Source organism: Streptomyces sp. NPDC046915, from assembly GCF_040644935.1.
In the GTDB taxonomy this organism is placed as follows: Bacteria; Actinomycetota; Actinomycetes; order Streptomycetales; family Streptomycetaceae; genus Streptomyces.
Genome location: NZ_JBEYXB010000010.1, coordinates 160,924 through 174,752, shown reverse-complemented (window position 1 = coordinate 174,752; position 13,829 = coordinate 160,924). Strand labels below are relative to the sequence as shown.

Genomic DNA, 13,829 nt, shown 5'->3' with positions numbered 1-13,829 from the left:
GGCCCTGCGGGCGGTGTGGGCATACCGCTGGGCCGCGATTCACGGTTCGCTCAACGTAGCGACGAGGTCACTCACTTCGCACGCCAGTGGCCAGTGTCACTTGGCGACTTGGGCTCACTTTGGCTTGATCCGAACAGGAGTTGTGTCATGCGCCTTTCGCTGGACCCTCGCCGAGGCGACAGCCAGATCGTGGACGGGCGAGGGCGGCGAGAGTCCGTCAGCGTAGTGCTGGCGCCAGAGCGCGATCACGTGGTTGCCGCGTCCGAGACGGTAACGCTCGTGCTGGGCGAGGATTCGCCGCTGCCCGAGAACGCTGCCGATGTGGAGGACCTCGTTCGACTTCTGCGCGGTCATGTCGGCCAGTTGGGAGCACGGACTGCCGTGGGCAGCCCTGTCCTGGTGCGAGCTCAACGGCTCTGCTCCGAAAGCACTCCCGAGGGCTACATGCCGAGCCGGCTGTACCTGGTCAAGCTCGCCGAAGCCACCGAGGAGCTTATGGCTCACGTGGAAAGGTGCCATCCCGGGCCGACCCGATCGAAGCGCGGGCGGCGTTGGCGGAAGCCGAAGATCAACGTGCTGCGCGGGGCGGTTTTCGCCCTCACCCTGGCCTGTCTGGTCTTCGCCGCTTCGGTACCGCGGACATGACGGTGACCGGGGCCGTCATCATCGGGCTGGTCCTCGGGCCGATGGCCTGGCTGGTTCTTTGCGGCAAGCGCGCGGCCGGTCCTGCAGCAGCCGGCGAGGACTTGCCGCCGCCCCGAACGCCCCTTCCTCGCTCAGGTAACCACCGGCCTCTCTTCTTCCCACCGTTCCCGGCCGCTGCGGCGGTCCCGATACCGCCCCGGACCTGCGGGGCTCACGGAGATCCACACGATGAAACGGCTTCCGCGCATCGAGCAGTACGGGTTGATCGGCGACATGCAGACCAGTGCCCACGTCTGCGATGACGGTTCGATCGACTGGCTGTGCCTGCCCCGGTTCGACTCGCCGGCCGTCTTCACCGGCTTGCTCGGCACGCAGAAACACGGCACCTGGCAGATCGCTCCTGCCGACCGTTCCTGCTCCGAAGCAGTCACCGAGCGCCGGTACCGCGATGACTCGCTCGTCCTCGAATCGGTATGGCGCACCCAGGCCGGTTCAGTCCGTGTCCTGGACTTCATGCCACCGCGCGACGGGGCACCACAGGTGATCCGGATCGTCGAGGGTATGACCGGTGAGGTCTCCATGATCTCGGCCATGCGTCCACGACCGGGGTACGGCAGCGTCAGCCCGTGGATTCATGAGGTCGGCGGGCGCATGGTCGCGGAGGCCGGCGCGGACGCTCTGTGGCTCGACACCTGCGTCCCGCAGGTGGAGAAGGACGGCGTCATGGTCAGTGCCTTCTCTGTCGCCTCCGGCCAGAGCGTGGCGTTCGTCCTCAGCTGGTGCCCATCCCACGCAGCGGCGCCAGACGTTCCCGACCCCAAGGCCGCGCTGACCGAGACACTCACGTTCTGGCAGGACTGGACACGGGAGTGCACCTACGAGGGGCCATATCGAGAGGCCGTAATTCGATCCTTGATCGCGCTCAAGGCGATGACGTACGAGCCGAGCGGTGGGATCGTCGCGGCGCCGACCACGTCACTGCCCGAGGAGATCGGCGGAAACCGGAACTGGGACTATCGCTTCACTTGGTTGCGCGATGCCTCCACGACGCTGGCCGCGCTCCTAGGTACCGGGTACCGGCAGGAAGCGCAGGCATGGCGGCGATGGCTCCTGCGCGCCGTGGCCGGTGATCCGGAGAACCTGCAGATCATGTACGGGATCACCGGAGAGCGTGACCTGCGGGAACGGGAGCTGTCCTGGCTACCCGGCTATGAGGGCTCGACCCCGGTACGGGTCGGCAATGAGGCGGCGGACCAACTTCAGCTCGACGTGTACGGCGAGGTCATCGAGACCCTGTACCTCGCACACGAGAGCGGTGTCGCCCACTGCGCCGACACCGCCGTGCTGCACCAGCGACTCATCGAGCACCTGGCACAGCGCTGGCAGGAGCCCGATGAGGGCATCTGGGAGATGCGCGGGGCTCGTCGGCACTTCGTCCACTCCAAGGTGATGACCTGGGTCGCGGTAGACCGCACCATCCGCCTGGCCGAGGCCGGTGCCCTCCACATCGACGTGGCCCCGCTGATCGAGCTGCGGGCAACAATCCACCGCGAGGTCTGCACCAAGGGCTTCGATCCGGTGCGCAACACCTTCACCCAGTCCTACGGTTCCCAGGAGCTGGATGCCGCCACGCTGCTGATCCCTCGCGTCGGCTTCCTGCCGGCGGACGATCCGCGCGTCGTCGGCACCGTGGACGCAGTGCATCGTGAACTCTCCACACCGGTCGGCCTCGTGCGCCGTTACCCGACCATCGGTGACGGTATCGGGGTGGACGGCCTGAAGGGCGATGAGGGCGCCTTCGTCCTCTGCTCCTTCTGGCTCGTCGATGCCTTGGCCCTGACCGGCCGCCTCGACGAGGCCCGCGCCGTGTTCGAACGCCTTCTCGCGCTACGCAACGACCTCGGGCTCCTTGCCGAGGAGTACGACCCTGTCCAGCACCGCCAGCTCGGTAACTTCCCGCAGGCGTTCAGCCACATGGGCCTGATCCAGAGCGCCCGACTCCTTCAGCTCCTGTCGATGCAGACCTCCCACCACGGCGGCGCGGTCGCGGTTCCTACGCCCCGCTCGGCCCCACTCAGCGCACGCCAGACCTGCGAAGACCTGACGCCGCAACACGCTTAGCCACCCCCATCTGACGAGGATTCCCATGCCTGACAGCGCCTTCCCGGCACGGCCGGCCGCTACCGGCCACCGTAGACGGCGGCCTCCGACCGACGCGTTCACTCTGCACCGTGTCCGCCGCGCCGTGGCACTGCCCCTGGTGCTGCTAGCTGCGCTGCTGGGTGCCGCCCTACCCCTCTGGAAGGTGTCCCCCGTAGGCCCCGGATGGCTCCTGGTCAGTCTGATCTGCGGACTGGCCGGGGTCGCCACGGCGGCGGCTCGCGGAGCACGCTCGGCAGCAGGGGCCGTGCAGGCGACCGCGGAGGAGAACCGGGCAGCGGCACTGGCAGCAGTTGCGGGGGCAGTGGCGGCCGTCGAGAAGTCGGTGCAGTGGTCGGCGGATGAGCTTTGCCGCGGGGGCCGCCCGCCGCTGCCGGACCTGCAGGCCCCGCAGTCAGCCAGTCAGAACGCCGAGATCAACGCGGCGTTGAGTGCCCTCCAGGTGCAGGCCATCGCGTCGCTGATACGGGTGCATGACGCGTCCCAGTCCGTCGTCCTCCTGGAAGTGCTGCGCCGTCTGGCCATGCGCGAGCATGCCCTGGTCGGCAAGGCGCTTCAGGCGCTGAGCGAGCTAGAGATGCTGACCGACGACCCGGAGCTGCTGGCCAAGATCTTCGAGATCGATCACCTCGTGACGCGGATGCGTCGCCAGGTCGAGAGCACGGCGGTGTTGGGCGGCCAGTCTCTGCGCAGCGTGCGCCGGCCCGTTCCTGTCGCGACGGCGCTGCGCGGCGCCGTCTCCGAGGTCGTACAGTATCCGCGTGTGTCCGTCGCCGCCGGGTCCGTGGGCGCCGAGATAGGTCTTCCGGGCCACGTAGGCCCGGACCTGACGCACCTGCTGGCCGAGCTGATCGAGAACGCCTGCGAGTGCTCCAACCCCGCGACGAAGGTGATGGTGCGGGCGCAGCGCGTGGCGAACGGGCTGGCGGTCGAAGTCGAGGACCGGGCTATCCCCATGCATCCGCAGACGCGGGCGCAGATGAACCACCTGCTCAAAGACCCCGACGAAGTCGACGTCAGCGGCCAAGTCCGGGCTGGCCAGCTCGGCTTGCTGGTCGCCGCGAAGATCGCCCAGTCGCACGGGCTGTCCGTTCTCCTGCAGGAGAACGTGACAGGAGGCACCACCGCCCTCGTCGTCATCCCGGCACGGCTCCTCGTAGCGATTCCCTCCGTCGACGATGCGACCGCGCGACTCCAGGAAGCCCACCCATCCGCTCCGCCGCAGCAGGTCGCCGCGACTCCAGCCGTCCCGAGGGCGGGCCAGGTCACACATCCCGGCATTGTGCGGGCACCAGGAGCAGTAGAGGCAGGTCACTCTGCTGATGCTCCCGCTCTTCCCACACGTAGACGTCAGGTCGGCTCGTTCCGTCCACTGCGCGAGCGGGAGCAAGCACCCGTGACCGGGGCGACGCCAGGGCTCGCAGCCGCCTTCCGCAACGGCATCCAGGCCGGCGGGAGAGCTGGTGCTTCCACCGCTTCGGCAGAGCAGCCCGCGCCCTGAACCCCCGTCCCTCGACGTTCCCGGTGGCCCGTTACATCCATTGGCCCTTCCCCCTTCTGGAGAGATCCCTATGAGCACCCACCCCGCGATGGACAACGTGACCGGCGACGCACCCGTAACCGAGGCGACTGCAAGCGGACAGCGGGACAACATGGCCTGGCTGCTGCGTCAGTTCGCCTCCGACATCCCGGGCGTCACGCACGCCGTCCTGCTGTCGCGCGACGGACTACGACTGCTGGACAGCGACGTCGACAAGGACTGGGCGGACGAACTGTCTGCCGCGCTCAGCGGAGTTGCCTCCCTCGCGGCGAACATCACCGGCCCCAGCCACAAGAAGAGGCCGGTCCGGCAGGTCATCATCGAGCGCGACGACTGCCTGTTCTTCGTTCAGAGCGCCGGGCGTAGCACGGCCTTCGACAACCACCCCGGCAACGAACGCGGTGAGGTGGACACGATCCTCGCCGTCATCGCCACCACGGACGCCGATGCGGGCACCGTCGGATTCGAGATGGGGCGCCTCATCCAGAAGTTCGCCCCCTACATGCTGATCCCCATCCGCGTCGGCACGGGCGGAGAGGTCCGGTGAGCACACACGGCCGCGCGACCGAGGAATCGATGTTCGTGCGGACCTACGCCCTGACGCGCGGGCGGACCAGGCCGCGGCACCTGCTAGATCTGGAAACCATGCTGGACCCAGGACCGGGAAGGCCCGGCCCGGCCCAGGCCGAGGAATGCGAGGAGATCCTCGCCCTGTGCCGGGAGCGCCGACGATCGGTGGTCGAACTGGCGGGGCGACTTGGCCGGCCCGTCACCGCCGTGAAGATCCTCGTCTCGGACCTCCTGGAAGCCAACGCCCTGGTCGTCCCCCTCACCCACCCCTACGCCGATACGGGCGCGGAATCCGGTCCGTCTACCCAACTGCTGGCAGCCCTTTCAGCGGGCTTGAAGAGGAAGTGGCCTGATGCCATCGCCTACCCCCAGGCCGGATGACCCGGCCATGGTGCTGCGGACTACGCCGCCACGGCACACGGGTGCACCGACCGTGTTGAAGATCGTGATCGCTGGGGGCTTCGGCGCGGGAAAGACCACCGCTGTGGGTGCCGTCAGCGAGATCACGCCGCTGAGCACTGAGGAGTATCTGACCGAGGCGAGCGCGGACGTGGACAGCCTGGCGGGCATCGAGGCGAAGCAGACCACTACGGTCGCCTTCGACTTCGGCCGCCTCAGCCTGCCCGCCGCGCCCGTGCCCCTGGAACTGTTCCTGTTCGGCACGCCCGGCCAGGCCCGATTCGTCGACCTCTGGTACGACCTGTCCCGGGGAGCCGTCGGCGCAGTCGTCCTGGTCGATACCCGCCGTCTGGAAAGCAGCTTCACCCCCGTCAGCTTCTTCGAAGACATCGCCCTGCCCTTCGTCGTCGCCATCAACCAGTTCGACGGAGCGCACCGTTACCAGCCCGAGCAGGTCCGCACTGCCCTCGAACTGCCCGGCTCAGTACCGGTGGTCACCTGCGACGCCCGCGACCCGAACCATGTCGCCGGCGTCCTGCTGAACCTCGTCGACCACGCCGTGAAGAACGCATCCCCGAGCCACCTTCACCACACACCCCCTACCACCCTCCAGGACGCCTGATGTCACAGCACCCCAGCGCCCCCTACCTCGCACCGCCGACCACCCCAGCCGCCCTGTCCTTACCGCGACGCGACAGCGGGGCCGCCGCCCGCGGGCCGATCACCCCGCCCGCCGCCGCCATCACCGGCCCTCAGTCCCAGCAGGCACCGGAACTGACGCAGCGGTACGAGCTGCTCGACCGCCTGGGCGTCTCCGCCGTGGCCAGCGAGGACTTCGACGAGCTGGCCCGCGACATGGCCACACGGGCCGGATTCCTATACGGGTTCGTCAATCTCTTCCTGGAGGAGCAGACCTTCGTCGGGCTGCACCAGCCGCCGGCGGACAGCGGGTACGTCATCGTCGGCCGCACCATGAGCCGCGACCACGGCTGGTGCCCGGAGGTCATGGCCCGCAAGAAGGCCCTCCCATTGCACGACGTGCACGCCAGTCCCCGCTTCAGCGGCAACCACGTGGTCGATGCGGTCGGGATCCGCTCCTACTTCGGCGCCCCGCTCATCCACGACAGCGGCACCGTGCTGGGCACGGTCTGCGTCATCGACCCCGAAAAGCGGCCCCTCAGCGAGGCCCGACGGCTCAGGGACATCGTCATCAACGCCGGCGCGCAGGTGATGGATCACATCGTTCGCGCCCCAGTCCGCTAGGCCGTTCCACGCCCCCCCACCCGGGAGCCGTAGGCGATCCCCGGCCGCTCCACGTTGCGACCTTCACCCAGGGAGAGGGAGACCATGTCCGCCACGCCCACCACACCGCCGCCGGCGCTGCGTCCCTACCTCACCGCCCGCCACGAACTGCTGTGGGACGAGGCGGACGCCTTCGCGGCCGAGCATGTCGCGCCGCGCATCGCGCGTATGGAGGCCGCTCCGGGCAGGGTTGAACGAAAGGTCGCCGACCTGATGGCCGCACAAGGCTGGTTCGCCGTCACCGTCCCGTCCGCCTTCGGCGGGCTGAGTGCCGGACACGTGGCCAAGACCATCCTGGTCCACCGCATCGCCTGCGTCTCGGCGGCTGCTGCGGCCATCCTGCAGGCCACATTGATCCCCGTCGGCGCTCTGCTGCACTTCGCCACCTACGAGCAGAAAGGCCGCTGGCTTCCCCGAGTCGCGGACGGCTCATTGCTGTTGTCGATCGCTGTGACCGAACCGCGGGCTGGCGGACATATCGGCGGCATCGAAGCCACCGCTGAGCGCGCCGGCAGCGAGTGGGTGGTCAGCGGCAGCAAGATCCATATCGGCAACAGCCACCTCGCGGGCGCCCACCTCGTCGTTGCCCGAACCGCCGAGGCAGGCGTGAGCACCTCCCAGGCACTGACCGCGTTCATGGTCGAAGCCGACCGCCCCGGGCTTTCCGTCTCCGACCACCGCCCTGGCCTCGGCCTGCACGGCTTCTCCGCCGGCCGACTCGACCTCGACCACGTCCGTGTTCCCGAAGACCATGTGGTTGGAGAGATCGGCCAAGGGCTGAGCGTGGCCCAAAGCAGCAGCATCCTGTACGGCCGCCCCAACCTGGCCGCCATCAGCCTCGGCATCCACGAAGCGGTCGTGGGCACCACCGCTGCTCGTCTCAAGACCCGCCCTCGCTACCGAAGCACCCTGTCCGACTTGCCCGTACTGCGGGACCGCATCGGTGGCATGGAGGCCCGCCTGCGCGCCGGTCGGATACTCGCCTACCAGTCCGTGCACCTTCTGGACCAGGGCCTCCCCTGCGACGCCGACCTGATCAATGCCAAGTACCTCGGCCACCAGTGGGCCGTCCAGTCCACCCAGGACGCCATGGAACTGCACGGCGCCCACGCCCTCGACTGCGCCTACGTCCTCCAACGCCTGTGGCGCGACATCCAGCACACCTACCCACCGGCCGGAACCGGAGAAGTCCAGCGCATACGCCTGGCCGACGCCGCCTTCGACGAAGGCCACATCCAGTGGTCCGAACGCCTCGCCGCCGAAGCCGCCTGGGCATGACCCGACCCGATGGCCGCATAAACCCCCGTGCGCGGCGCCCCGTTAATCCAAACCGCCGCGCACGGGCCCGTGCCGTCGGCCCCCGTCCCCCGCGGGGACCGGCGGCACCCCATCCGGTGACCGTCCATCCCAGCCGAGAAAGAGAGACCGTGACCCCGCCCGTGACGACCAGCGCACCGACCACCCCCCTGACACCGAGCCTGCAGCGCGTCGCCCAGCATCTCGCGAACGGCCTCACCCCCCAAGAGATCGCCACGGAGACAGAACTGTCGCCTGTAACCGTGCGCCAGTATGTCCGCGACATCCGGGAGAACCTCCACTGCCCACCCCGCTGCAAGCCCCCGGTGATCGCGCACCGCCTGTTCGCTGTCCAGCAGGTTGCATCTCGGGTAGCGGACAGGCCAAGGCCGGAGCTCAGAGCGGAGCAGCTGCTGCTGCTCCGAGCCGTCGCTGAACACAGCGACGCCCGCGACATCGCCATCGCGGCCAAGATCGCCCCGGCCGACCTGCGCGCCGCGCACGATGAGCTGCCCGCCGACACGGGCGCACAGGACACCACGCAGCTGGTGATTCTGGCCCACGGCTGGAAGCTGCTGACGGCCGAGCAGACCCACGCGACACGGGCCGGAGCGAACCAGTGAGCAGGCCCCCGACCCCACTGGCCCGCGAGGAGCGACCGGCTGCGGCATCGTTCGCCCCGGCGCCCCTGGCCGCCATATACCAGGTGCGGACGCTACACACGGTCGCCGAGCGCGAGGAAGCTGCCGCCCTGGTTCAGGACCGTCAGCGCTGGCTCACCATGCGCAGTCTCCCGGTGCCCGCCCAAGCCGACATCCCGGCCATCTTCCGCGACCCGCAGACGAGGCCGGCCGGCCTGTTCGAGGACGGGAAGCTGCTGGCCTGCATGATCCCCGAGCGCGACCCCGACCTTGGATGGGGGGAGAGCCCGTGCCTCTTCCTCGGCTGCGTCCACACCCTGCCGGACCAGCCCGACGACATCACCCGGCTGATCACCCTGTGGGCATCCGATTTTGCCGCCCGGCTCGACCTCCCGCTCGTACGGACTGAGGCCCTGGGCCGCCACACCCTCGAAGCGGAACCCGCCGCCGCCCTTCTGCGTCGGCTCACCGACATGGGCTGGTATGTACGGGGTTCCAGCACAGGTCGAGAGGGTGACCGAGTCGCCCGCCTCGAACTCGCCGCCGAGCGCCGGTTCGGCCTGAACGCGCTGATCGGCTGCAGCGTCCACGAGCCGCAGGCAGCCCCGGATGATCGGGGCAGCATGTGACGACCACCAAACCCCAGCGGCCCGACCTCGCCCGCGAGCTGATCGCCCGCGCAGCCGAGTCAGCCGAGCACCGGGCCAAACGAGTACGCAACCAGCTCGATGCCGTCCAACTCGGCCAAGGCCGTCACGCCGACCACGCCAACACCAAGGTGCTGCGCCGCATCTTGGCCGAGCACGACTGGCCCGGCCACCGCCTCGTCGGTCCCGACGCGGCCCGTGCCGCTTGGAGCATCGCTCTTCACAGCGACGACGAACCCGACTTTCAGCGCGCTTCCACCATCCTGCTGGAGCGGGCGGTACAAGCCGGCGATGCGCTCATCCAGCACTGGGCGCACCTGTACGACCGAGCCCTGATCAACATAGGGCGCGAGCAGAAGTACGGAACGCAACTCCTCCTGCACGCCAGCGGTATCGAACTTTGTCCGTTGCACGCGCCGGAATCGCTGGACGAGCGAAGGGCCAGCGTCGGGCTGCCTCCCGTCGCCGTCGCCTTGAAAGCGGTGCATCACCGCTACGCCTCGGGCCACAGAGCGGAAGACGCCCTGACCGGCGTGCTCGCGGAGGCCGCATGAAGAAGCGGAACCCAGGCTCTCCATCAGCCAGACGCTCGTCAGCAAACCCGCTCTACAAAGGAACGTTGCCACATGAAGCTCACCACCGCCGTCCTCGCTGCTGGCGCCGCTGTCTCGCTCACCACCGCCGTGGTCGGAGCCGCCCGGCTCAGGCAGGACGCGCGACATCAGGCCGAGCGGAACGAGGCGGTCGTCGCCCGCAACCAGCTCGACTGGCTGGCCCAGATGTCCACCAACGCCGACCTCGCCAAGCTCTGGGCGCCCGAGGACATGAGCGTCGAGGAGTACATGCAGCTGATGAAGGCCAACCAGCTCATCTGCACGCTCGGCCTGCGCGACCGCCTCGGCTTCATCCGCGACGGGCACCTGCCGTTCTTCGCCTCGTTGGTCATGGGCAATGACGTCTGCCGGCGCTACTGGCACCGCTTCGGGGAGCTCCGAGCCCAGGAGGCCGAGGGCGACGAGCGGGCCGAGCACTTCACCCGGGTGCTGGACCAGGCCGCGAAGAACCACCCGAAGGCGCAGCCCGCAGCAGCCTGACTGCACCACACACCGACCCCTAGACGCGCGACTGCTCAGGCGACTTCGCCGGCCATCGCCGTCTGGCAGCAGACCCCGGGGCCCGACCGGGCCTCGGCATTCCGCACCATCCATCACTCCTAGGAGGCATGCATGACCACCATCCAGGCCGAGAGGCCGACCGCTCCCGCGCAGGCGGAGCTCGTGAAGACCGACGACGACCCGTTCGGGCTCGACATCACCTTCATCGAGGGCACGCAGGCGACCGAGACGGTCCTGATGTGCAGCACGGGCGACACCTGCGGCAGCTCCTGCCCCAGCGCCTGCACCACCTCGTAAGCCGGGCCACCCCGGCAGCGCGGGCCGGACGGGGCTTTCCCCGTCTGGCCCGCCCCCGCCCGCCCGCCACGCAGAAGATGAGGAGAGCGCTGATGACACGGCAACGGCCCAGGCTGTACGAGGGCTCGGGGCAGGCCATGCTGCGCGCCGCGGTGCACACGACCGAGCCCGCCATGCCGCCCTGGCCAGAGGCCATGGCGACTGTGGAAGAGTGGCGCGCGTGGCTGAGCACGGTGTGGTCCGACACCGGCTTTCGGCGAACGGCGTCGCAGGCGAGCCCTCATCTGGCGGACCAGGTGCAGGCCATCATCGACGGCCGCACACCGAAGGTGCGCCGGATGCGCAGGGCGGCGCTGTCCACCGCCCGCTACGCGATCCGCTACGCACGCCGCTCCACCCCTTACGGCCTGTTCGCCGGCGTCGCCCCGCTCGGCTTCGACCAGACCGCATCCGTTCGCATCGGCGACGAGCACCAGGCCGTGGCCCGCCCCGAGCCGGTCGGGCTCGAGGAGATGCTCAGCGGGTGGGAGAGCGACGCTGCGCGCATGGCCGACGCCGAGGTCTGCGTCAACACCCTGCTCTGTCAGCGCGACCATCACATCCACGTGCCCTCCGAGGGCGACGCCGAGTTCCGCCTTGTGCTCAGCCCCGCGCTGCGTCTCGTACTCGACATGGCCCGATCGCCGATCCGGTACCGCCAGTTGTCCGACAAGCTGGCCGCGGAGTTCCCCGCCGCGAGCGGCACCGCGCGCGACCAGCTGCTCGGTGAACTGCTGCGGGTGCGGTTGTTGCGCTCCTCGCTGCGCGCGCCCGCCACCGTCGCCGACCCCACCGACGTCTTGCCGCCCGCGGCGCGCGCTCAGGCAGCCGGCCTGCGGACCGCGTGCGACCTGCGGCTGGACGCTGACGTGCGGCTGCCCGAGCAGGTGCTGACCGAAGTGGAGACCGCCGCGACCGTCTTGGCCCGCCTGGTCACGCATCCGACCGGTACACCGACCTGGCGGAGGTGGATCGAGCAGTTCTCCGAGCGCTACGGCGAGAACACCGTGGTGCCAGTGGAAGCGGTGACGGACCCGGACCGGGGCGTGGGCTTCCCGGCCGGGTTCGTCACGGCGAGCGAACCGCCTCGGCCGATGTCCCGGCGGGACCGCCTGCTGTTAGAGCTGGCTGGCACCGCTGCCGCCGAAGGCAGCCGCACCGTTGCGATGACAGGGGCCATGATCGAGGAACTGGAAGCAGCGGCCGGCGACAAGCCCCACGGCCTGGCGCCCCACCTCGAACTGGCCGCACAGGTCCACGCCACCTCCATCCCTGCCCTGGAACGGGGCGCCTTCCGGCTGCGCGTCCTGACCGTCTCCCGCTCGGCCGGGTCGATGACCGGCCGGTTCTGGCACCTGTTCCCCGGCACCGAGGCGGCTTACGCGAACCTGCCCACCGTCGATCCGGAGGCGGAACTCGCGCAGCTCTCCTTCCACGCCGGACGGGTGCCGGCCGACCTGCTCACCCGCGCGCCCCAGGCCCTGCCCCGCGTCGTCAGCGTCGGCGAATTCCGTCGCCCCGAACCACACGTCCTCTTCCCCCGCGACCTGGCGGTCACCGTCGCCGACGGCCGCCCCCAGCTGGTGGAGTCCGCGACGGGTAAGCCGCTGGAGCTGCTGGCCCCCACCGCCATCAACTTCCTGTGGAACAACTACACCCCGCCGATGGCCCGCTTCCTCGGCGAGATCAGCCGGGCCACGTCCCCGCAGGTGACCTGGTTCGACTGGGGTGCCGCCTGGACCCTGCCCTTCACCCCGACCCTCACCTACCGGCGCACCATCCTCACCGCCGCCCGGTGGAAGATCCGCAGCCGCACACTGCCTGCCCCCACCACCCCCCTCCAGCAGTGGGCCGACCAACTCCACGCCTGGCGTGCCCGGTTCCGCGTGCCGGAGCGGGTCCTGCTCGCTGAGGACGACCAGCAGCTGCCCCTCGACCTCAGCCGCGACGTCGACCTGGACCTCCTGCGCGCGCACCTGGACGCCAGCCCCTTGGGCATCGCCACCCTGCACGACGCGCCCCCGCCGGATGCCGACGGGTGGATCGGCGGCCGGGCCCACAGCATCGTCGTCCCCCTGGCCAGGCGCTCATGACCACGACGACCGTGCCCCGTACGCAGGACCTGTCCGAGGGCGCCCTGGGGATGGCCCTGCTCGACATCGAGCGCCAGGACCTGTCAACCGCCCGCCGCCACCTCGCCCAGGCCACCGCCCGGGGGGTGAGCACCGGCGGCAACGCCAGCCTCTTCCACGGCGCACCCGCCCTGGAGTTCGTCCTGGCCCGCACCCGTGGGGCCGGCGACGACGTCCGCGCGGCCGTCGACCGCGTCGTGGACGCCCGGCTCGCCGCCGCCCACCGCCGCAAGGCGGCCGGCGCGCTGCCCCACCTCGCCGAATGGGACCTCATCCGCGGACTGACCGGACTCGCTGCACTGCTGCTGTCCCGCCGCCCGTGCGCGCCCCGGCTGCCCGACGTGCTCGCCTGCCTCGTCACGCTCGCACACCCCGCCCGCGGTGACGGCCGGATGCTGCCCGGGTGGTGGTCGCCGGTCGGCCCGGACGGGAAGGAGATGGTCGGCGGGCACGGCAACAACGGCATGGCCCACGGCATCGCGGGGCCCCTGGCCGTGCTCTCCCTCGCCCTGCGCGCCGGAGTCAGCGTCCCCGGTCAGGAGGAAGCCGTCGGCACGTTCGCGACCTGGCTGGACCGTCACGGCACCCACTACTGGTCCACCGCAGCACACCTGGACGCCGAGCAGCCACCCGAGGCGGAACCGGCCCGCCAATCCTGGTGCTACGGCCAGCCCGGCATCGCCCGCGCACAGCAACTCGCCGCGCTCGCCCTCAGCGACACCGCCCGGCGCCAAGCGGCCGAGGACACCGTCGAGACCATCCTGACCGACCCGGCGCGACTCGCCTGCATCACCGACTCGACCCTCTGCCACGGCTGGGCCGGGCTGCTGATGCTCACCCGCGCGGTCGCCGCCGACAGCCCCACACCCGCACGCTTCACCCCGATCATCCAGGACCTGCACCGACGGCTGGCCGCCGATTGGGAGCACCTGCCTAAACCCGGATTCATGGAAGGTCGCGCCGGAGCCCAACTCGCCCTGCACACCACCGACACCACCGGCTGGACCCGCGCCCTTCTGCTCACCTGATCCTCTCCCCGCCACCTC

At 69.9% G+C, this 13,829-nt stretch carries 15 protein-coding genes; all 15 read left to right on the top strand.

Annotation, left to right across the window (positions count from 1 at the left end; genetic code table 11):
• Positions 1-147: 147 nt before the first annotated feature.
• The 15 genes from ABZ915_RS26180 (at position 148) to ABZ915_RS26110 (ending at position 13,811) form a co-directional block, all read left to right on the top strand.
• Complete coding sequence (locus ABZ915_RS26180; protein ID WP_361807830.1) at positions 148-645, top strand: DUF6415 family natural product biosynthesis protein; 498 nt, start codon at positions 148-150, stop codon at positions 643-645.
• A gap of 228 nt (positions 646-873) precedes the next feature.
• Positions 874-2,766, top strand: coding sequence for a glycoside hydrolase family 15 protein (locus ABZ915_RS26175; RefSeq protein WP_361807827.1), 1,893 nt, complete (start codon positions 874-876; stop codon positions 2,764-2,766).
• 25 nt (positions 2,767-2,791) lie between these two features.
• Positions 2,792-4,306, top strand: coding sequence for an ATP-binding protein (locus ABZ915_RS26170; RefSeq protein WP_361807824.1), 1,515 nt, complete (start codon positions 2,792-2,794; stop codon positions 4,304-4,306).
• 70 nt (positions 4,307-4,376) lie between these two features.
• Positions 4,377-4,892 (top strand): roadblock/LC7 domain-containing protein, encoded by a 516-nt coding sequence (locus tag ABZ915_RS26165; RefSeq protein WP_361807821.1) that lies wholly within the window; start codon positions 4,377-4,379, stop codon positions 4,890-4,892.
• The gene (locus tag ABZ915_RS26160) at positions 4,889-5,296 is read left to right on the top strand and encodes a DUF742 domain-containing protein (protein ID WP_361807818.1); all 408 of its coding nucleotides are present in this window, start codon (positions 4,889-4,891) and stop codon (positions 5,294-5,296) included. The genes ABZ915_RS26165 and ABZ915_RS26160 overlap by 4 nt, the downstream gene beginning before the upstream one ends.
• A 7-nt stretch (positions 5,297-5,303) precedes the next feature.
• Positions 5,304-5,936 carry an ATP/GTP-binding protein gene (locus tag ABZ915_RS26155; RefSeq protein ID WP_361807815.1) on the top strand — a complete coding sequence of 211 codons (633 nt, stop codon included), beginning with the start codon at positions 5,304-5,306 and terminating at the stop codon, positions 5,934-5,936.
• Complete coding sequence (locus ABZ915_RS26150; protein WP_361807812.1) at positions 5,936-6,577, top strand: GAF domain-containing protein; 642 nt, start codon at positions 5,936-5,938, stop codon at positions 6,575-6,577. The genes ABZ915_RS26155 and ABZ915_RS26150 overlap by 1 nt, the downstream gene beginning before the upstream one ends.
• 84 nt (positions 6,578-6,661) lie before the next feature.
• A complete protein-coding gene (locus tag ABZ915_RS26145) occupies positions 6,662-7,894 on the top strand; it encodes an acyl-CoA dehydrogenase (protein ID WP_361807809.1) in 1,233 nt (410 codons plus the stop codon).
• Between the two features lie 161 nt (positions 7,895-8,055).
• Positions 8,056-8,535 (top strand): LuxR C-terminal-related transcriptional regulator, encoded by a 480-nt coding sequence (locus ABZ915_RS26140; protein ID WP_361807806.1) that lies wholly within the window; start codon positions 8,056-8,058, stop codon positions 8,533-8,535.
• 74 nt (positions 8,536-8,609) lie between these two features.
• Positions 8,610-9,182, top strand: coding sequence for a hypothetical protein (locus ABZ915_RS26135; protein ID WP_361808311.1), 573 nt, complete (start codon positions 8,610-8,612; stop codon positions 9,180-9,182).
• Positions 9,179-9,754 (top strand): DUF6624 domain-containing protein, encoded by a 576-nt coding sequence (locus ABZ915_RS26130; RefSeq protein WP_361807803.1) that lies wholly within the window; start codon positions 9,179-9,181, stop codon positions 9,752-9,754. Before ABZ915_RS26135 ends, ABZ915_RS26130 begins: the two co-directional genes overlap by 4 nt.
• Before the next feature lie 72 nt (positions 9,755-9,826).
• Entirely contained in the window at positions 9,827-10,294 is a 468-nt protein-coding gene (locus tag ABZ915_RS26125) for a DUF6082 family protein (RefSeq protein ID WP_361807800.1), read from the top strand.
• A 132-nt stretch (positions 10,295-10,426) separates the two neighbouring features.
• The gene (locus tag ABZ915_RS26120; protein ID WP_361807797.1) at positions 10,427-10,612 is read left to right on the top strand and encodes an FxLD family lanthipeptide; all 186 of its coding nucleotides are present in this window, start codon (positions 10,427-10,429) and stop codon (positions 10,610-10,612) included.
• A gap of 92 nt (positions 10,613-10,704) precedes the next feature.
• On the top strand, positions 10,705-12,744 hold the full coding sequence (locus ABZ915_RS26115) for a lantibiotic dehydratase family protein (RefSeq protein WP_361807794.1): 2,040 nt from the start codon (positions 10,705-10,707) through the stop codon (positions 12,742-12,744).
• Complete coding sequence (locus ABZ915_RS26110; RefSeq protein ID WP_361807791.1) at positions 12,741-13,811, top strand: lanthionine synthetase C family protein; 1,071 nt, start codon at positions 12,741-12,743, stop codon at positions 13,809-13,811. Before ABZ915_RS26115 ends, ABZ915_RS26110 begins: the two co-directional genes overlap by 4 nt.
• Positions 13,812-13,829: the final 18 nt, after the last annotated feature.